19 protein-coding genes are annotated in these 18,071 nt (G+C 58.0%); 15 read left to right on the top strand and 4 right to left on the bottom strand.

The genetic code is table 11. The annotated features are described in order from the left end of the window. The first annotated feature begins 42 nt into the window (after nucleotides 1–42). The 3 genes from WD823_RS04315 to WD823_RS04305 all read left to right on the top strand — a co-directional run bounded on the left by WD823_RS04315 (nucleotide 43) and on the right by WD823_RS04305 (nucleotide 2,655). Nucleotides 43–678, top strand: coding sequence for a TatD family nuclease-associated radical SAM protein (locus WD823_RS04315; protein WP_368428253.1), 636 nt, complete (start codon nucleotides 43–45; stop codon nucleotides 676–678). A gap of 91 nt (nucleotides 679–769) precedes the next feature. After that, on the top strand, nucleotides 770–1,765 hold the full coding sequence (locus WD823_RS04310) for a peptidase U32 family protein (RefSeq protein WP_368428252.1): 996 nt from the start codon (nucleotides 770–772) through the stop codon (nucleotides 1,763–1,765). Beyond that, nucleotides 1,762–2,655, top strand: a complete 894-nt coding sequence (locus WD823_RS04305; protein WP_368428251.1) for a U32 family peptidase — start codon at nucleotides 1,762–1,764, stop codon at nucleotides 2,653–2,655. The genes WD823_RS04310 and WD823_RS04305 overlap by 4 nt, the downstream gene beginning before the upstream one ends. Here WD823_RS04305 and WD823_RS04300 read toward each other — a convergent pair. Beyond that, nucleotides 2,646–3,146 (bottom strand): SCP2 domain-containing protein, encoded by a 501-nt coding sequence (locus tag WD823_RS04300; protein WP_368428250.1) that lies wholly within the window; start codon nucleotides 3,144–3,146, stop codon nucleotides 2,646–2,648. The two genes, WD823_RS04305 and WD823_RS04300, sit on opposite strands and share 10 nt — an antisense overlap. A gap of 103 nt (nucleotides 3,147–3,249) precedes the next feature. Between WD823_RS04300 and ubiD the strand changes: the two genes are divergently transcribed. Then, a complete protein-coding gene (gene ubiD / locus WD823_RS04295; RefSeq protein ID WP_368428249.1) occupies nucleotides 3,250–4,725 on the top strand; it encodes a 4-hydroxy-3-polyprenylbenzoate decarboxylase in 1,476 nt (491 codons plus the stop codon). Between the two features lie 126 nt (nucleotides 4,726–4,851). On the opposite strand, the gene WD823_RS04290 is transcribed toward ubiD, so the two are convergent. Next, a complete protein-coding gene (locus tag WD823_RS04290) occupies nucleotides 4,852–5,607 on the bottom strand; it encodes a Crp/Fnr family transcriptional regulator (protein ID WP_368428248.1) in 756 nt (251 codons plus the stop codon). Between the two features lie 507 nt (nucleotides 5,608–6,114). Between WD823_RS04290 and WD823_RS04285 the strand changes: the two genes are divergently transcribed. From WD823_RS04285 to nrfD, 3 genes are read left to right on the top strand one after another with little or no spacing between them, the layout of a single operon-like run. Then, the gene (locus WD823_RS04285) at nucleotides 6,115–7,155 is read left to right on the top strand and encodes a cytochrome c (RefSeq protein ID WP_368428247.1); all 1,041 of its coding nucleotides are present in this window, start codon (nucleotides 6,115–6,117) and stop codon (nucleotides 7,153–7,155) included. A gap of 49 nt (nucleotides 7,156–7,204) precedes the next feature. Then, complete coding sequence (locus tag WD823_RS04280; RefSeq protein ID WP_368428246.1) at nucleotides 7,205–8,035, top strand: 4Fe-4S dicluster domain-containing protein; 831 nt, start codon at nucleotides 7,205–7,207, stop codon at nucleotides 8,033–8,035. Continuing rightward, a complete protein-coding gene (nrfD, locus tag WD823_RS04275) occupies nucleotides 8,035–9,201 on the top strand; it encodes an NrfD/PsrC family molybdoenzyme membrane anchor subunit (RefSeq protein ID WP_368428245.1) in 1,167 nt (388 codons plus the stop codon). Before WD823_RS04280 ends, nrfD begins: the two co-directional genes overlap by 1 nt. A 10-nt stretch (nucleotides 9,202–9,211) precedes the next feature. Here nrfD and WD823_RS04270 read toward each other — a convergent pair whose 3' ends face one another. Further along, nucleotides 9,212–9,394 carry a hypothetical protein gene (locus tag WD823_RS04270; RefSeq protein ID WP_368428244.1) on the bottom strand — a complete coding sequence of 61 codons (183 nt, stop codon included), beginning with the start codon at nucleotides 9,392–9,394 and terminating at the stop codon, nucleotides 9,212–9,214. Nucleotides 9,395–9,421: 27 nt separating this feature from the next. Between WD823_RS04270 and WD823_RS04265 the strand changes: the two genes are divergently transcribed. The 6 genes from WD823_RS04265 (at nucleotide 9,422) to mscL (ending at nucleotide 15,575) form a co-directional block, all read left to right on the top strand. Next, on the top strand, nucleotides 9,422–10,705 hold the full coding sequence (locus WD823_RS04265) for an ethylbenzene dehydrogenase-related protein (protein ID WP_368428243.1): 1,284 nt from the start codon (nucleotides 9,422–9,424) through the stop codon (nucleotides 10,703–10,705). 227 nt (nucleotides 10,706–10,932) lie between these two features. Further along, the gene (locus WD823_RS04260) at nucleotides 10,933–12,186 is read left to right on the top strand and encodes a cytochrome c (RefSeq protein WP_368428242.1); all 1,254 of its coding nucleotides are present in this window, start codon (nucleotides 10,933–10,935) and stop codon (nucleotides 12,184–12,186) included. 29 nt (nucleotides 12,187–12,215) lie between these two features. Continuing rightward, nucleotides 12,216–13,001, top strand: coding sequence for a protein S100 (locus WD823_RS04255; protein ID WP_368428241.1), 786 nt, complete (start codon nucleotides 12,216–12,218; stop codon nucleotides 12,999–13,001). A 218-nt stretch (nucleotides 13,002–13,219) separates the two neighbouring features. Next, nucleotides 13,220–13,513: a cytochrome c5 family protein gene (locus WD823_RS04250; protein WP_368428240.1), complete on the top strand. Its 294-nt coding sequence runs from the start codon at nucleotides 13,220–13,222 to the stop codon at nucleotides 13,511–13,513. A gap of 136 nt (nucleotides 13,514–13,649) precedes the next feature. Then, nucleotides 13,650–15,035, top strand: coding sequence for an oxygen-independent coproporphyrinogen III oxidase (hemN, locus tag WD823_RS04245; RefSeq protein ID WP_368428239.1), 1,386 nt, complete (start codon nucleotides 13,650–13,652; stop codon nucleotides 15,033–15,035). A gap of 108 nt (nucleotides 15,036–15,143) precedes the next feature. Next, nucleotides 15,144–15,575 carry a large-conductance mechanosensitive channel protein MscL gene (gene mscL, locus WD823_RS04240; protein WP_368428238.1) on the top strand — a complete coding sequence of 144 codons (432 nt, stop codon included), beginning with the start codon at nucleotides 15,144–15,146 and terminating at the stop codon, nucleotides 15,573–15,575. A gap of 201 nt (nucleotides 15,576–15,776) precedes the next feature. Here the strand turns inward: mscL and WD823_RS04235 are convergent, their stop codons facing one another. Further along, on the bottom strand, nucleotides 15,777–15,944 hold the full coding sequence (locus tag WD823_RS04235) for a hypothetical protein (RefSeq protein ID WP_368428237.1): 168 nt from the start codon (nucleotides 15,942–15,944) through the stop codon (nucleotides 15,777–15,779). A 40-nt stretch (nucleotides 15,945–15,984) separates the two neighbouring features. Here WD823_RS04235 and fnr point away from each other — a divergent pair, with 40 nt between their 5' ends. Both fnr and bioB read left to right on the top strand, forming a co-directional pair. Then, nucleotides 15,985–16,779, top strand: a complete 795-nt coding sequence (gene fnr / locus WD823_RS04230) for a fumarate/nitrate reduction transcriptional regulator Fnr (RefSeq protein WP_368428236.1) — start codon at nucleotides 15,985–15,987, stop codon at nucleotides 16,777–16,779. 88 nt (nucleotides 16,780–16,867) lie between these two features. Then, nucleotides 16,868–17,989: a biotin synthase BioB gene (gene bioB, locus WD823_RS04225; protein WP_368428235.1), complete on the top strand. Its 1,122-nt coding sequence runs from the start codon at nucleotides 16,868–16,870 to the stop codon at nucleotides 17,987–17,989. Nucleotides 17,990–18,071: the final 82 nt, after the last annotated feature.

Below are 18,071 nucleotides of genomic sequence, written 5' to 3'. Positions count from 1 at the left end.
GGTAATGGTTATGATTCCGTTTTTTCCGTCGAGGGACAGGGCATGTCTCATCAGTTCTTTATCGCAAAAAATGCCGCTCCGGAACAAACTGTCGGTTACACCCTGCGGGAAAGCCGGTACCTTAATATAACCAATCGTTGCACGCTGCGTTGCGCATTCTGTCCGAAGTTCAACGGATTATGGACGGTGCAGGATTATTCGCTGCGTCTGGCCCATGAACCGACCCCGGCGGAAATTATCGCCGCCGTGGGCAACCCTGAAGATTACCGCGAAATCGTCTTTTGCGGCCTGGGCGAACCGACATTACGCTTGTACACGCTGCTGGATGTTGTGTCACAAATCCGGTCGCGCGCCAGGCGCATTCGTATCAATACCGATGGCCTGGCCAATCTCGTGTATGAGCGCGACGTGGCGCCGGACATGGAAGGATTGATTGACGCGCTATCCGTATCGCTCAATGCCCAGGACGCCGCGATATATGAGTTTCATTGCCGCCCGCCGGTTCCGGGGACATACGAAGCCATGCTGGATTTTGTGAAATGCGCGCGCGATTTTGTCCCGGATATCACCTTGACGGCGATTGATGGATTACCGGGTGTCGATATCAACGCGTGTGAAAAAATCGCCCGGCAACTCGGTGTTGGTTTCCGTCAGCGCGTACTGGATGAGGTGGGCTGACGTCGTGATTCGTGAGACGTAAGCCGTGAGTTGCGGGGAATAAAAAACCGTTTTCACGAGTCACTCTATACGACCAGCGATTCACGAATATATGGAACTCGTATGCCCCGCGGGCAGCTTGCCGGCGCTGAAAGCCGCCGTGGATAACGGCGCGGACGCCGTATACATCGGTTTTCGCGATGGAACCAACGCGCGGAATTTTCCCGGTCTGAATTTCGATTTCAATGAAGCGCGAACGGCGGTGAGTTATGCGCACAAGGGACGCGCGCGCGCGTTTCTTGCGATCAACACCTACCCTCGTCCGCGCCAGTGGGGGAAATGGTGCGACGCCGTCAACCGGGCGGCGCAACTCGATGTTGATGCGCTGATTCTCTCCGATCCCGGTCTCATGGATTACTGCCGCGAGAAATATCCCGATCTGCGGCTGCATTTATCGGTGCAGGGATCGGCCACCAATCACGAAGCGATAAATTATTACGTGCGGCATTTCGGAGTGCAGCGGGTCGTGCTGCCGCGCGTCCTGTCGCTCACCCAGGTGCGGAATGTCCTGAAGCGCGTCAACGTGGAGATCGAGGTATTCGGTTTTGGCAGTCTGTGCGTCATGGTCGAAGGGCGGTGCACGTTATCTTCCTATGTTACCGGTGACTCGCCAAATTCCAGCGGCGTGTGTTCTCCCGCAAGGGCCGTTAAGTGGGAGGAAACATCTTCCGGACGGAGTTCGCGTCTCAATGGGGTGCTGATAGATGTTTATGCGCCCGGGGAGCCCGCGGGATACCCCACGCTCTGCAAAGGGCGGTTTGAAGTCGGCGGCCATGTGTATTACGCCATGGAAGAGCCGACCAGTCTCAACGTGCTCGATATACTGCCTGACCTGTATCAAGCCGGCGTGGCCGCCATCAAGGTCGAAGGCCGCCAGCGCAGTCCGGCCTACGTCGCGCAGATCACCCGTGTGCTGCGCGAGGCCATCGACGCTTGTATTTCCAGCCCGGAAAAATTCTCGCCGCGCGCTTCTTGGGTGGAGCAGCTCGACAAAATCGCGGAAGGCCGCTGCCACACGCTCGGCGCCTATTCCCGGCCATGGCAATGAAACTTTCCCTTGGGCCGATTCCGTATCTTTGGAACCGCGAATACGTGTTTGATTTTTATGCGCGCGTGGCCGAAGCGCCGGTGGCTATTGTCTGCCTCGGCGAAACGATCTGCTCAAAACGACGCGCCCTGCGGTTACCGGACTGGCTGGATATCGCCGGACGCCTCACGGCGGCGGGCAAGGAGGTGGTGCTCTCGACGCTGACGCTGATCGAAGCCGAGTCGGAAGTCGCCTATTTAAGGACCATCGCGGAAAACGGAAGCCATGCGGTCGAGGCCAATGATTACGCCGCGGTCAACATGCTGGAAGGCGCGATGCCATTTGTCATCGGGCCGCATATCAATGTCTACAACGCGCGAACCCTGGCCGTGTTGGCGCAGGCGGGGGCAAAACGTTGGGTGATGCCCGTGGAACTGGATCGCGACACGCTGGCGGCTATTCAGGAACAACGACCCACCGGACTGGAAACAGAGGTGATCGTTTTCGGTCGTCTGCCACTGTCATTCTCGGCACGCTGTTTTACCGCGCGCGCGCATAATCTTTCGAAAGACGAGTGCAACATCCGCTGCGCGGACTATCCCGACGGCATGCGGCTGCACACACGCGAAGGCGCGTCGTTCCTTGATCTCAATGGAATTCAGGTGCTTTCGGCCAGGACGTACAACCTGCTGAATGAAATCAAAACCCTGGCGGAGCTCAAAGTGGACATCCTCCGCCTGATACCCCAGAGACAAGGCATGTTCGAAATCATCGATGCCTTTGATTCGGTATTGCAGGGAGTGATGCCGCCCCCCGTCGCGGCGGACATCCTTGCCGGTTGTCAACCGGCGGGTTCGTGCAACGGTTATTGGCATGGCGCGCCCGGGATGGACCAGGTGAATCACGCATGAGGGCGGACGTCGCCGCGGCCCGCGAAAAATCGACCGGCCGTGCGGTGTAGAACCAGCACTGCGACGGAGCCGAGTGTCTGCCCGAGAACCTCCTGGAAATGCAATTCCCAATCATAATCCAGCGCATCCAGGAGATTCTTGATATGCACGCCGGTTTCGGTGTCGCCTTCCATGCACAATCGGCGACTGAAGAAAAGCGTATCGGGGTCCTCGCGCCGGGCGGCGAGACGCCAGAAATCCTCCACGTTTCCGGTGATCCGGACGTCCGCCATTCCCGGTGTCGCCGCCCGCAGTTTCGCGTTTTCGATCCGCAACCAGATCGTACTCGAGGCATCCTTGATTTGGAGGCACACGGATTTTCCGTTGATTTCCGCCAGGCGACCGGTAATCGGCTGACCCCGCATGAGGTGATTGAACGCGCGCGCGAGGAATTCCGCGTGCACGGCATCGGGAATCAGCGTGAGCGGCAAGAACAATGGATAAGGGATCATGTCGGAAAAGTATACCGGATAACAGGTAACGCGAATATCAGACCCAAATCTCCATGATTGTTGATCTGCGTCAAATAAGACAGGCGTATTCAACCCTATGGTTATGTCCGTGAGTTTCCAAAATCTGAGAGATTTTATCGCGCATCTGGAAGCACTCGGCGAGCTCAAGCGCGTGCGGATTCCTCTGGATCCCCGCTTCGAGATTACCGAGGTCTCTCAGCGCACCTTGCGCGCAGGCGGACCGGCGTTGCTGATTGAGAATCCGAAAGGGTTCAGCATGCCGCTGTTGTGCAATCTGTTCGGAACCACGCGCCGCGTGGCGCTGGCCATGGGGCATGAATCCATCGAGGAACTGTATGAGGTTGGACGGTTGCTTGCTTTTCTCAAGGAACCGCAAGTCCCGCGAGGCATCGGCGAGGCGCTGGATAACCTCCCGGGCTTCAAGCAGTTGCTGTATGTGCTGCCGCGACAGGTGAGCGCCGCCCCCTGTCGCCAGAACATCATTGACGGCGCGGACGTGGACCTGTCCCGGCTGCCCGTCCAGACATGCTGGCCGGAAGACGCCGGTCCGCTGATCACCTTTGGACTGGTCATCACCAAGGGTCCGTACAAGGAGCGTCAGAATATCGGCATCTACCGCCAGCAGGTGATCGCGCGAAACAAGGTCATCATGCGCTGGTTGCCGCATCGCGGCGGGGCGCAGGATTTTCGCGAATGGCGGGAGGCGCATCCGGGCAAACGCTTTCCCGTGGCGGTGGTGATTGGCGCCGACCCGGCGACCATGCTGGCGGCCGTTACGCCGATTCCCGATACCTTGTCCGAATTCCAGTTCGCCGGTCTGCTCCGCGGCGCGCGCAGTGAAGTGGTCCCGTGCCAGCACGGGACGTTGCACGTGCCGGCCTCGGCCGAAATGGTGCTGGAAGGCCACATCGAACCGGGCGAGGAAGCGCTCGAGGGGCCATTCGGCGATCACACTGGTTATTACAATTCCCAGGAAAAATTCCCTGTGATGACCATCAACCGCATCACGACTCGTGACAATCCTATTTATCACAGCGCCTACATGGGCCGCTCTCCGTACGATGAACCTTCGGTGCTGGCGATGGCGTTGAATGAGGTATTTGTCCCCCTGCTGCAAAAGCAGTTTCCGGAGATCGTGGATTTTTATCTCCCGCCCGAGGGTTGTTCTTATCGCGTGGCCTGCGTGAGCATCAGGAAATCCTATCCCGGCCACGCCAGACGCATCATGTTCGGCGTGTGGTCGTCTCTGCGGCAGTTTACCTACACTAAACTTGTCATCGTGACCGACGATGACATCAACGTGCGCGACTGGAAGGAAGTGATCTGGGCCATGGCCACGCGCATGGACCCGGTACGCGATACATTGCTGGTGGACAACACCCCGATCGATTATCTGGATTTTGCGAGCCCCGTGTCAGGTCTCGGGGGAAAGATGGGATTCGATGCCACCAACAAATGGCCGGGAGAAACGCATCGCCAGTGGGGAAAGCCGATTGTCATGAATGACGAGGTAAAACAGCGAATCAGCGATATATGGGACCAGCTCGGCATTGACTGACCGGCGTCGGTCGTTGTACTTCGTTGCATCGCATGTGCAAACCAACGGCGCGGATTCGATCGCTATCGGCGCGCAGTGTGCTTGCACTTATGAGGCTGGTAAAAGGATTTTTTCGGGAAGGCGGAATCAACCCGCCGTCACCCACTGCTGAATTCCGTTATCCGCTTCGCTCATGAATTTCGCTCGTGCCTGCAGGCGCGGCAGATTCAAGATGCGCATCGAGCGGCGCGAAACATCAATCAATCCTTCACGGCGGAATGACGAAATCAACCGGCTGACAGTTTCGATTGTAAGCCCGAGCATTTCCGCCATCTCCCGGCGCGACAACCATATCGAGATCATATCGGCGGTATTCCGCGTGTCCGCATGGGCCAAGGTGAGCAGGAACCAGGCAACCCGTTCCTCGGCGGTTTTCTGGCCGAGCACGCGGATTAATACCTGGGCTTCGGTCAATTCCTGATTGAGCATGTCGATCAGCTTGAGGGACACGGCGGGATTCTGCTCGAGCACCTGCAGCATGTCGCTGTTCCGGAGCTTGCAGACGGAGGCGGGTGACAGCGTCACGGCCGTGAAACCGTAAGTATTGCCGTGCTTGGTTTGAAGGCCGAGCAGTCTACCCGGTGTTGCCAAGCCGATTATTTGCTCACGACCGCCTACCCCCACGGACGTTAACTTCAGCAGGCCTTGGCGCAATACATAGAGATAGGTGCTGGGTTCGCCTTCACGAAAAATTATTTCATGGGCGTCAAATTCATGATTGATGAACATGCCTCGGATGGCACAGGCCTGCCTCATCGTCAGTCCCGAATAAAGCCGGGCCTCGTAGAGAATGCAATGTCCGGGTTGGCAATGAATCAAAGCGCCGTTAGCGGTATTCGACATGTTCACACAAAGAAAAATTTCGCTTGAGAGCACGTAGTATAAACAATTCATGCTGAGATTGCGTTAGATCAAAAATGTCGGCAGCGCACGCCGGTTAAGTTGATAAATTAATGCGCCTTCGTATGACGGGCATGAACGCGCGATTCAACAGGTTACGCGCGACATCCGAGCCAGTCGTAGTTTGGCGTTTTACGCTTTTATGAGCAAAAAAGGCACAGACCAATCTCGGGAAAGTGGGGCGTCAGCGAAAGCCAGAGTGTTGCAGTCAGGTAAAGGCAACGCGGCATGTCAGCCGCGGAAAAAATCACAGCCCGACCACGTCTGCGCACGAAAGTTGATCTCGATTGCCGATATCTTGTCACCGGTTATCAGGCTTGAATATTCGCCGCTCAAAAAAAAGCCACATATTGATCTTGGTCAATGTGCGCTGTCCTTTAGTGGCTATCCTTTAACATTACCGGGATATGGAAAAACTTGTGGACGTGCGGCTCGGACAGTCGCGAACCTATGCCAAAACATATCGTCCGTTTGCTGCTCCTTATGGCGATCGCTGGCGTCGTGATGCTTGGCGCCAGGTTTTACTTCCTCGACAAGTCCTTCGGCGTCTACGGTCACTATCGTGCCGACGCCGTGGCCGAGATTGCGGCAGATACTCCGATCTACCAAGGCGCGGCCTATTGTCAAAGCTGTCACCACGAGCGTTTTGACCAATGGTCCACGGGCATCCATAAAGTCGTCAATTGTGAGACCTGCCACGGCGCGGCCGGGAAACATCCCAAGATCAAACCACCCGTTGTCTCCGATATGCGTGCGCACAATCTCATTGCGAGCTCGCGCTATGACAAGTTCAACTTGTCTGTTCCCGCGGACGCCGTAAAACTCTGTACCTTGTGCCACGAAAAAATGCCGGGACGGCCCGCGATACAGCGACAGATCGAAGTCAATGCCCATGCCGGAGGACAGGCGTGCACCGTCTGCCATAACGCCCATTCCCCCGAGATCGCCGTCGCCGCCGTCTCGAAAAAAGCGCAGCCCGGCGCCGTCGCTGCCGGCAAGCAGCAGGCCGGTCGTTGTGCCGCCTGCCATGGCGCCGACGGCGTGAGCGGCAATCCCGCATGGCCGAGCCTCGCCGGCCAGCAGCGCGGGTATCTGGTCAGCGCGTTGCAGGCCTACAAGGCCGGGGCGCGCCGCGATCCCATGATGACCAATCTGGCAAAGGAATTGACTGAGCCGGATATTAATGAGCTCGCTGACTATTACGCGAGCCTGGGTTGCAAATCCGCCGGGACAAATGCGGCGGCGACGATTATATCCGCCGGCAAGGCGAAGGCCGCGGGTTGTGCCGCCTGCCATGGCGCCGGCGGCGTGAGCGGCAATTCCGCATGGCCGAGCCTGGCCGGGCTGCAGGAGACTTATCTGGTTACCGCACTCAAGGCCTATCAATCGGGCGTCCGCCAGGATCCCATGATGGCCGGACTGGTGAAGGGTTTGAGCGATGCCGAGATCGGGCAGCTGGCGGCTTACTACGCCGGCTTGAAATGCAAATGAACCCCGTTCCCAGGCCGCTGACATTTTCTGCTGCTGAAGGAGCCGCGCCATGAAGTGGAGCATCAGCGAGCACCAACCCGGCCGACGCCGATTCATGCGGCTCCTTGGCAGGGCCATTGTTTTCGCCGGCGCCGCGCTCGTCTCCGTAGGGCTCATGGGCCGGCGCGGCCTGGCGGCCGCCATACCGCCATTATCGGAAACCGGTTACGACTGGACCAAGCATCGTTGGGGCTTCGGGGTGGATGCGACCCGCTGCATCGGCTGTCTGCGCTGTGTCGAGGCCTGCAAGATCGAAAACGGCGTGGCTCAGGACGCAAGCCACTTCCGCACCTGGGTGGAGCGTTATGTCTATCTCAAGGGCGAGCGGAAACCGCTCGTAGACAGCCAACATGATCCGGCCAATATCGCCGCTTCCGGTTCGGAAAAAACCTATCGGTTCGACAACCGTTATCAGGACGCGAACATCGACAAGGCGTTCTTCGTCCCGAAACTCTGCAACCAGTGCGAGCATCCGCCGTGCGTCCAGGTGTGCCCGGTAGGCGCCACCTTCCGTACCCCGGACGGCGTGGTGCTTATCGACCACGACTACTGCATCGGTTGCCAGTACTGCGTCCAAGCCTGCCCGTACGGCGTGCGGCTGTTCAACCATGAGTTCGGGGTGACGGACAAATGCACTTGGTGTTATCACCGCATCGTCAGGGGGCTCCAGCCCGCGTGCGTGGTGGCCTGTCCGGTCGATGCGCGTATTTTCGGAGATCAGAACGACCCCGAGAGTCCGATCAGCAAGTTTATCCGCGAAAACCGGACACGCGTGCTGAAACCAGAGATGGGTACCTCGCCAAACGTCTTTTACATCGGGCTGGACAAGGAGGTGATGTGATGGAGCGCTTCGCCACATTCACCGGGTACGTTTTCCCCAACGAGACCGATATCCCCTGGAGCCTGATGATCGTCATTTACCCGTACATCACCGGTCTCGTCGCGGGTTCTTTTACGGTTGCCACGTTTTACCACGTGTTCGGCGTGACGCGGTTCAAACCCGTGGCCCGCTTTGCCCTGTTGACCTCGTTGTCCTTCATGATCTTCGTGCCCGTGCCGTTGCTCCTGCACCTGGGGCATCCCGAGCGGGCATTGAATGTAATGTTGACGCCACACCTGACGTCGGCCTTTGCGGCTTTCGGATTTTTCGCGGCGTTCTACGTGATCCTGGTAACGCTCGAAATCTGGTTTTCCTACCGCGAGGATATTGTCGTCTGGGCACGGGAAGGCAAGGGCCTGCGGGGACAGTTCTACCGGGCGCTGACATTAGGGTCGTATGAAATCTCCGCCACGACGCGGGCCTATGACGCCAAGTGGATCAAGGCACTCGCCATTGTCGGCATCGCCGGCGCCCACGGGCTCCACGGCTACGTCGGATTTGTGTTCGGCTCGCTGAAGTCGCGGGAGTGGTGGGGATCGGACTTGATGCCGGCGATCTTTCTGGTATCCGCGATCGTCTCGGGTATCTCCATCCTGATTGTTCTCTATCTGCTGATATCGCGATTCCGCCAGACACCCATCGACAAAACCTGTCTGAAAGGCCTGGCGTACATGCTGTGGGGCTTCCTGATCTTTGCCATGGTTCTGGAGTTTCTCGAGTTCGCCAACATCGTCTACAAGGGCCGGGAAGGCGTCGAGACCATCATGGCTCTGGTCGCGGGGCCGATATGGTTCAGCGTCTGGGTGTTGCAAGTGGGAGGCTCGGTGGCGGCATTTATTATTCTGACGTACGTCATCTGGCGCGGCACGCAAGACCGGCGACTGATCGTCGGGGTATTGGTTTCGGCGGTGCTGATGCTGATCGCCGTGCTGGCGATGCGCTGGAATGTGGTGATCGGCGGGCAAGAACTCTCGAAGACCATGCACGGCCTGTTGTACTTTTATCCGCCCGTGCTGGGACGGGAGGGTCTCCTGGCTACCGTCATCGTGTTTGCGCTCCCGTTCGGCATGCTTTGGGTGCTGACGAAGTTGTTGCCGCCGTGGTTACCGGACCCGCGCCACGCTTGAGGAAAATCGTTTAGGCAATTCGGTTTTGGTTTGGGTCGGATTTGATTCGTGCTTTTCGCCGCGCGCCTGCCCCGCAGGCGCGGGTATATTGGAAAAGGTTGATTTGGATCAAACTCATCAGCCGCCGCGGTCGATACAATTCAATTAATTCGTGCATCTTCGAAAAGCCACAAAAAATCAGTTCAATGATCATAAACCTAACTTGAGCAAGGAGTCACCCATGAAAAGGACAATTTTATTTATTGTTGTCGCGCTTACGGCCGGGCCAGCCATGGCCGCCGATCCAGCCAAGATTGACTGGTCCAAGGTTCCCGTAAGCACCGTAACGCTGTTTTATCCCGGCCAGTCGTCGTACGAGTGGATACGCGGCGGCACTCATCCGGGAGCCGCCGTGGTAACAACAAACCAAGCCTGCATTATGTGCCATGCGGGGAAGGAAAAGGCCATGGGCGACAAACTGGTCAAGGGTGGTCCGCTGGAGCCGACGCCGGTCAAGGGCAAGAACGGCTCGGTCGATCTCAAGGTCCAGGTGGCCTACGACGCCAAGAATGCCTACTTCCGTTACCAGTGGAAGACCCACGGCAAGGCCGGCATCGAATATCCCTATTATCGTTTCGACGGCAAGGAGTGGAAGGTCTACGGCGGGCCGCGCCTCGACAAGGCGGTCCAGGAAGGCAAGCAGCCCGCTATCTACGAGGACCGTCTGACCATGATGCTGGACGACGGCAAGGTGCCGGGTTTCGCGCAACAGGGTTGCTGGCTGACCTGCCACGATGGTTCCCGCGACATGCCGGGTGTCAAAGCAAAAGGCGAAGTGGCGGCCAACCCGCTCATGGCGGCCATCAAGAAAGACGATGTGCGCAAATACCTGCCGGCCACGCGCACCAACCCCTCGGACTGGACGACCGGCAAGTCGCTCGAAGAGATCGCCAAGCTCAAGGCCGCCGGCGGCCTTGTCGACCTCATGCAGTGGCGTGCCCACCGCAGCAACCCGGTCGGCATGGCCGACGACGGCTATGTGCTCGAATATCGCAACTTCGATTCGGGCAAGAAGATGTTCGACTCCAACCTGGACAAAGGAACCAAGCAGCCCAAGTTCATGTTCGATGCCAAGAAGTTCGGCGCCAGGGCCGTGATCGCGGATCAGGTCGGCAAGAAGAACCACTTTCTGACAAAGGGCGTCAACGCCGTTCCCTTTGACCCCAAGGCCGGGTGGAAAGAAGGCGATATGCTGCCGCGCTACGTCACGACCAGCGAGGTCAGCGGTTCCGCGGGCGACAACAAGGCCACAGGCAACTGGAAGAACGGCGTATGGACCGTCGTGATGATCCGTCCGCTCGGCCTCGCGAACGATGACGACAAGGCCCTCAAGGCGGGCGGCGTCTACCACATCGGCTTCGCGGTGCATGACGACAACATCACCACGCGCGGTCACCATGTTTCGTTCGTTAAGACGCTCGGGATCGGTGCCAAGGCTGACATTCAAGCCACCAAGCTAAAATAACCGTCGGATTTATTTATGGGGTCATCGTAGTTAGGACAGGACAGGGACTATCTCATCATGGCGCAGAGGGCGTATCGCGATGACCGACACGAAAGTACTACAATGTACATGATGAGTTTACCTAACTAGCGAATACTAGCGGTTCCATCATATATAAATGAGTGTCGTGTTTTGCTATGCCAATCAGCCGTCGAAATAAGTAAGGCCGCCATTTCGAGCGAACATCGGTGAAACGACGCGCGCGGAAATTTTACTGGATTGCTTCCGTGGCCGTGGTTGCCGCGGGTGTGGTAATCGCGGCCATGGTGCGTTATTCCACGAGCGAGGAAACGCAACCCGTGAGCGTGACGCCCGGCAAAAGCGACGATCTCCGGGCCGTATACGCCTCGGCCCTGGAGGTTGCGGAGGGCAAGCACGTCGCCGAAGCCTCATGCGCCCGTTGTCACGGCTTGGACGGCGTCAGTAAAACCAAGGGTATTCCACATATTGCCGGCCAGCGCCCGGCTTACCTCCATCTTGAGCTGCGGGCGTACCAGACGGGGGTCCGCGGTGAAAAGGCCATGGACGGCGCCGTCAAGTACTTGAGCGATGACGCTTTGGTCCAGGTGGCGGCCTACTATGCCAGCCTCGATCCCCCGCAGCCGATTCCAGCAAGCGCGGTAAAATCCGGACCGGCCAAGCCCGATCCGGTGCAGGCGGGCAAGGACGCCGCGGCGGGATGTGCGGGGTGTCATGGCGAGGGCGGCGTCAGTAAAATTCCCGGGATGCCGAGTCTCGTGGGGCTGCACCCGAAATACCTCGTTGCGGCCATGAAGGCCTACAAGAGCGGTGACCGCAAGCATGATTTGATGAAAACTTTTCTCATGCCCAAGAGCGATAGTGAGCTGGAGAACATCGCGCTCTACTATGCGCTCCAGAAACCCGAACGCGCGAAGACGCCGCCCATCAGCGGAAAACCGGAGTCGGGTGAGGCCGCCGCCGCAGCCTGTGCCGGCTGCCACGGCAACCAGGGTGTCAGCGGGAATCCCGTTACCCCGAGCCTCGCCGGTCAGGATGCGCAATACCTCGTGACCGCGATCAAGGCCTACAAGGACGGGTCGCGTAAAGATGAAACGATGACAGGCCCGGTGGCCGCGCTCGATGACAATACGATTAATGACCTGGCGGCGTTCTACGCGGCGCAAACGCCGAAGCCGCCGAACGTACGCATGCCCCTTACTACCGCCGAATGGGCGCAGAAATGCGATCGCTGTCACGGCATCAACGGCAACAGCACCGACCCGCTGACACCGGCCCTCGCCGGGCAGCGGGTGGATTATCTCGAAAAGGTATTGCATGACTACCGGACTCGCGCCAGGAAAAGCCCGCCGATGGCGGCGATGTCCGACGTGCTGGACGAAGCGGATATCGAAAACCTCGCGGCCCACTACGCACGCCAGAAGGCGCGGGCCGTCGTGTTCGTGATTCCACTGGGCAAGTGAACGAGCTATAAAACACAGAGGAACGGACCATGAGCGACATCCCGCTGCACAGGCTTTATCACCACTATTCGGAATTGCCTTTAAGCCTGCGCGTGCTGTATACGGCGTCGCTCATCATTCTCGGCTTCGGCTACATCTTCGCCTTGATCTATTTGTTTCACGCGCACGCCGGGCGGGACGGGAATCCGAATACGCTTTCCTACCGGGATATCGTGCTCACCTACCGCGGCAGCGGTCAGGGCTCGCGTCTGGAATCGGCCCTGCGCGGACCGATGTCCACCATGTTGCCGCGCGACGAGATTATTCCACTCATCAAGTGGGTGCAGGAAGGCGCCAGTCGCGACGGTTACGAGAAGGAATTCAAGCAGGTGCTGGATAAGCGCTGCATGGCCTGCCACGACGGCAGCAATCCGCACCTCGTCAATCTTACCGGATACGATAATCTCAAAAAGGTGACCGAAAAGGACACCGGCACCAATATTTTCACGCTGGTTCGCGTGTCGCACATTCACCTGTTCGGGTTCACCTTCATCTTTTTCGTCATGGGCACGATCTTCAGTCATGCCTATATGCGGCCGGTGTGGTTAAAAGCCGCCATTGTCGCCACACCCTTTATTTGCGTCGTGCTGGACGTCAGCGCCTGGTACATCACCAAGCTTTATGCCTGGTTCGCATGGGTCGTGATGATTTCTGGCGGGATCATGGGCATGTGTTTTGCCTTTATGTGGGTGGTGTCCATGTATCAGATGTGGTTCTCTAGGCCGCCTTCGCAGGTCATCGAGAGAGAGGGTGGGCATATTCGCATCATAGAATGACCGGAAGCCGGACAGACGGAGATTCGAGTTTGATCGGCGTCAATGCGCTGACTCACTACGGTGATAGCATTGTTCGAGCGAACCCGGAATCCACCAAGCCCTGTATTGGCAAACTGGATTCCGCTGGGCGCGCCGCTTGCGGCGGGCTTGTACTGATCAACGATTTACTCAGAGGTTATGTAAGCGATTGGTTGCACTCAACTTGAAAGGAGATTGACATGAAACTCGCGATTATCACGATTACAAGTTTTGCGGCGCTGCTCATCGTCGGTCAGGCTTCCGCCGCCGACGGCAAGGCGGTGTACGACAAGTCCTGCGCCGGTTGCCACAGTATGATGTCCCCGAAATTGACGGGCGACAAGGCGAAATGGGAGCCGTTGCTCAAGCAGGGCAAGGACGCGCTGGTCGCCACGGTCATCAAGGGCAAGGGAATAATGCCGCCCAAGGGTGGCGCGAAAACCGACGCCGAAGTCAAGGCCGCTGTCGATTACCTGGTGGCGAATATCAAGTAGCGCGGCTTTCCGGGCCGATTTACGTTTTTTCCGGGGGAGATATGCGGCGGCCGGCCGATGCCTTGGCGCAAACGGGTATGTTCACCCTATCAAGTTTTTAACTGCACCTGTCTAATCCCGAACCGGGGGATAAGTGATGCACAAGCTCGTTGTTGACCCGGATCTGATTCGTCGCTACGACAAGAGCGGGCCGCGCTATACCTCTTATCCCACGGCCGTCGAATTCCGCGGCGGATTCACCGAGGCCGAGTATCGAACGCGGGCCGAACGCGGCAACGATATTACCCCGCCGCGTCCGCTGTCGCTCTATTTTCATATACCGTTCTGCGACACCGTCTGTTTCTATTGTGCCTGCAACAAGGTTGTCACCAAGAACCGCCGGCGCGCCGCGCCCTACCTCGACCATCTGCACCGCGAGATCGCCCGGCAGTCGGAACTCTTCGATCGAAAGCGTGTTGTGGAGCAGTTGCATTGGGGCGGCGGTACGCCGACATTCATCAGTCACGAAGAGATGCAGCAGTTGATGGACGTCACGCGTCGGCATTTTCACCTGCGCGATGACGACCAGGGCGAGTACGGCATCGAGATTGACCCGCGCGAGGTTCGCACGGAAACCTTGGCATTATTACGCCGGCTCGGGTTCAACCGGTTGAGCATGGGCGTGCAGGATTTCGATCCCGTGGTGCAGAAAGCGGTGAATCGCCTTCAGAGCGAAGCCGAGACATTTGCCGTGCTGACCCAGGCACGCGCGCTTGGCTTCCGCTCCATCAGCATGGACCTCATCTACGGCCTGCCACACCAGTCGGTGGCGAGCTTCGGGCGCACCCTGGACAAGATCATCAATGCGGGACCGGACCGGCTTTCGGTATTCAATTACGCCCACTTGCCGGAAATGTTCAAGCCGCAACGCCGGATCCGCGCCGAAGACCTGCCAAGTCCGCAGGAGAAGCTCAATATTCTTCAGCTCACGATCGAGCGCCTGACACAGGCGGGTTATGTGTATATCGGCATGGATCATTTCGCCCGGCCCGACGATGAACTGGCGGTGGCCCAGCGCAACGGCACCCTGTACCGGAATTTCCAGGGGTATTCGACGCATGCGGAGTGCGATCTGGTCGGCCTGGGAGTAACCTCAATCGGGATGGTCGGCGACAGTTACTGCCAGAATCAGCGGACACTGGAGGAATATTACGCCGCGATCGACGGCGGCCACCTGCCGGTCATGCGTGGGATCACGCTGAACGCCGACGACAAACTGCGGCGGGAGATCATTACGCAACTCATTTGTCACTTCATGCTTGATGTCCGCACCGTCGAAAAATCGCATGCCATCCGTTTTTCGGAATATTTTTCGACCGAGTTGGCGGACCTCAGGGTGATGCAGCAGGACGGTTTGCTGGATATGGATGCTGGCGCCATCCGGGTCCGTCCGGCGGGAAAATTGCTGATCCGCAACATTTGCATGGTATTCGACCGGTACCTGCGGGAAAAACAGCAACGACGCTTTTCAAAGGTGATCTGACACTAATCTGCATGCTTAATTTATGGGATTGGCAAAGCGGTCATAAACATGATGAAGTAATAATCTAACATCACGTTTCGGCAACAATAACAATTAAGGAGATTTGTCATGTTGGAAGAATTCAAAAAATTCGCCATGCGTGGCAACGTGGTGGACATGGCGGTCGGTATCGTGATCGGCGCGGCATTCGGCAAGATCGTCAGTTCATTTGTCGGCGATGTGTTGATGCCGCCAATCGGCCTGGCCATGGGCGGGATGGACTTCAGCGGCCTGTTCGTCAATCTCGGCAGTGGAACCTTTCCCTCCCTGGCAGCCGCCAAGGCCGCGGGGGCCCCGACGCTGAATTACGGGGCTTTCATCAATACCCTGATCGACTTCATCATCATTGCCTTGGCGTTGTTCATGGTGATCAAGGCGATGAACCGGATGAAGCAGCCCGAAGCGGCCAAGGCGGCTGACACCAAGAAATGTCCGGAATGCCTTTCGGAGATACCGCTCGCGGCCAAGCGCTGCATGCATTGCACTTCCGCGATTAAATAATATTCTGGCGGTTCCGCGTCCGATTATCTGACGCGGTTGACGGTGCGCTGTTCGGACATCAACCCGCACAACCTGGTTTCATCCGTGGTGCCGGGCCGCGTACCGTGCACGGCCGGCGATGTTGGTCAACGTGGAGGCCCCTATTTCGTCCGTTGCCGAGGCTATCCCGCCTCCCGAAATAAGCGCCGGAAATACCCTGAATTATGGTTCTGTCTTGCTCATGGCCGGGAACGGCACATTATCATTCACCATTGTTGGCAAATCGATAGCCGGATTTGATGTCATGTTGGCGACCTCAAGCCATTGGATCTGAATTAAGCAGCGGCGAGTTCCTGTCGCGGGATGGTTCAGAATCCACTGTAAATTCATGGATCCCATAGACGCAATTGGTGCATCACGGATATATTACTTGAATGACTATCTGGGTCAAAAAATAGCGCCGATGGAAAATGAGGGAACGGCCAAGGTAATCAGCATCAGCAGCATCAAGGCAGCCTGCCAAAGCTGCACGTTGCGTGAATTGTGCCTGCCGTTTGGACTCAACGCCGCCGATATTTCCGCGCTCGACCGAATTATCAAGCGCCGGCGAAAGTTGAAGAAGGGAGAGACGCTTTACCGCTCGGGAGATCACCTGCGCTCGCTTTACGCGGTTCGAGTAGGAGCACTCAAGTCCGTCGGCCTTATCGAAGACGGCCGGGCCCAGGTGACCGGTTTTCACCTGCCCGGAGAATTGCTCGGAATTGACGCGATCAGCGCGGACGTGCATCCCACCACCGCTGAGGCGCTCGAAAACTCTGAAGTTTGTGAAATTCCCTACGTGGCGCTCGAAAACCTGGCACAACAGATTCCCGGTTTGCAGCACCAGATGATCCGGCTCATGAGCCGGGAGATCGTGCGCGACGATGAAATGCTTATGCTGCTGGGGCGCATGACCGCGGAGGAACGGCTGGCTGCCTGTTTGCTGAGTTTTTCCCGCCGTCTTGCAAATCTTGGCACCACTGTCACGTCCTTCAAGCTCAACATGTCACGCAAGGATCTCGGCGATTATCTTGGATTGGCTCTCGAAACCGTCAGCCGTCTGCTTTCACGGTTCCAGGAGGAGGGCATGATCACGGTTCAGGGACGCCACATCGGTTTGCGGAATCTAGAACGGCTGCGCAGACTGGCGACCGGCGCGTCGCGTGAAACCAGCTCGCGCGCGTAAATTCTATCAGTCAACCAGGTTCATGGTGGCGAGTTGACAACGGCGGCCGCTTCCCCTAGCGTGGCGTAACTTACCCGGATCATTATCAATGCGACACGACACGGACCGGATTGCCGCGCTGTTCGATTTGCCGTTCAGCGATTTGATCTACCGCGCGCAGACTACGCACCGGCAACACTTCGACCCGAATGCGGTGCAGCTCTCCACGCTGCTGTCCATCAAGACCGGCGGTTGTTCGGAAGATTGCGGTTATTGTTCCCAGTCCGCCCGATTTCACACCGATGTGTTGAACCAGCCGTTGTTGTCCTGCGACGAAGTCATTGCCGCCGCGCGTACGGCCCAGGCACGCGGCGCCACGCGTTTCTGCATGGGCGCCGCCTGGCGCGGTCCGAAAGATAAAGATTTGGTACGGGTCGCGGACATGATCCGCGCGGTGAAAAACCTCGGGATGGAAACCTGCGCGACGCTCGGTTTATTGCACGAGGGACAGGCCGAAGCGCTCGCGCAGGCGGGCCTGGATTACTACAATCACAATCTGGATACCTCGCGCGCCCATTACGACAATATCGTGCATACCCACAGTTTCGACAACCGGCTGGATACGCTGAAAAAAGTCCGCGCCGCCGGCCTCAAGGTCTGCTGCGGCGGCATCATGGGCATGGGCGAGTCGCGCGCGGATCGGGTGCAGTTCATCGCCGAACTGGCCGCGTTCGACCCGCCGCCGGAGTCGGTGCCGATCAACCTGCTGGTGCATATCCCCGGCACGCCGCTTGGAGGAGGAGCGCCTGCGAGCAGGGAGCAGGGGCCCCATCACGATAACGATGGGGATGCGACCGTCGCGAGTCGGGCGCGGACGTCGGAAAGTATGGACTCAGACGAAAATACAAAGTCTCAGATCAGTATAAAACCGCTTACTGACGCGACGACGGCCGCAAGACTTGATCCGATCGAGTTCGTGCGCACCATCGCGGTCGCGCGCATCGCCATGCCGACCTCGTTCGTGCGCCTGTCCGCCGGCCGCAGCCTGATGCCGGATTACCTTCAGGCGCTGTGCTTTCTCGCCGGCGCCAATTCCATTTTCTACGGCGATAAACTGCTCACGACCCCAAATCCGAATGCCGACACCGACCAAAAGTTGTTCGAGAAACTGGGGATCCACCCTCTGGCAATTGAATCACCGCAGCCGGAACGCAAAACCGCCGAGGCCTGATATTCAGTTGTGCGATAGTCTTTCTGATTCACGTCATTAATAAAAGGGCCGGTAAACCGGCCCTTTGTGTTGAAGCTGCCCC

The sequence above is a fragment of the Sulfuricaulis sp. genome, from assembly GCF_040901545.1.
Taxonomy (GTDB): Bacteria; Pseudomonadota; Gammaproteobacteria; order Acidiferrobacterales; family Sulfurifustaceae; genus Sulfuricaulis.
This window is presented reverse-complemented; position numbering and strand designations above follow the sequence as displayed.

Bases quoted from the DNA above. Each gene is read 5' to 3' on its own strand.
- WD823_RS04315 (WP_368428253.1), top strand. From the start codon at position 43: ATGTCTCATCAGTTCTTTATCGCAAAAAATGCCGCTCCGGAACAAACT.
- WD823_RS04310 (WP_368428252.1), top strand. From the start codon at position 770: ATGGAACTCGTATGCCCCGCGGGCAGCTTGCCGGCGCTGAAAGCCGCC.
- WD823_RS04305 (WP_368428251.1), top strand. From the start codon at position 1,762: ATGAAACTTTCCCTTGGGCCGATTCCGTATCTTTGGAACCGCGAATAC.
- WD823_RS04300 (WP_368428250.1), bottom strand. From the start codon at position 3,146: ATGATCCCTTATCCATTGTTCTTGCCGCTCACGCTGATTCCCGATGCC.
- ubiD (WP_368428249.1), top strand. From the start codon at position 3,250: ATGTCCGTGAGTTTCCAAAATCTGAGAGATTTTATCGCGCATCTGGAA.
- WD823_RS04290 (WP_368428248.1), bottom strand. From the start codon at position 5,607: ATGTCGAATACCGCTAACGGCGCTTTGATTCATTGCCAACCCGGACAT.
- WD823_RS04285 (WP_368428247.1), top strand. From the start codon at position 6,115: ATGCCAAAACATATCGTCCGTTTGCTGCTCCTTATGGCGATCGCTGGC.
- WD823_RS04280 (WP_368428246.1), top strand. From the start codon at position 7,205: ATGAAGTGGAGCATCAGCGAGCACCAACCCGGCCGACGCCGATTCATG.
- nrfD (WP_368428245.1), top strand. From the start codon at position 8,035: ATGGAGCGCTTCGCCACATTCACCGGGTACGTTTTCCCCAACGAGACC.
- WD823_RS04270 (WP_368428244.1), bottom strand. From the start codon at position 9,394: ATGATCATTGAACTGATTTTTTGTGGCTTTTCGAAGATGCACGAATTA.
- WD823_RS04265 (WP_368428243.1), top strand. From the start codon at position 9,422: ATGAAAAGGACAATTTTATTTATTGTTGTCGCGCTTACGGCCGGGCCA.
- WD823_RS04255 (WP_368428241.1), top strand. From the start codon at position 12,216: ATGAGCGACATCCCGCTGCACAGGCTTTATCACCACTATTCGGAATTG.
- WD823_RS04250 (WP_368428240.1), top strand. From the start codon at position 13,220: ATGAAACTCGCGATTATCACGATTACAAGTTTTGCGGCGCTGCTCATC.
- hemN (WP_368428239.1), top strand. From the start codon at position 13,650: ATGCACAAGCTCGTTGTTGACCCGGATCTGATTCGTCGCTACGACAAG.
- mscL (WP_368428238.1), top strand. From the start codon at position 15,144: ATGTTGGAAGAATTCAAAAAATTCGCCATGCGTGGCAACGTGGTGGAC.
- WD823_RS04235 (WP_368428237.1), bottom strand. From the start codon at position 15,944: ATGAATTTACAGTGGATTCTGAACCATCCCGCGACAGGAACTCGCCGC.
- bioB (WP_368428235.1), top strand. From the start codon at position 16,868: ATGCGACACGACACGGACCGGATTGCCGCGCTGTTCGATTTGCCGTTC.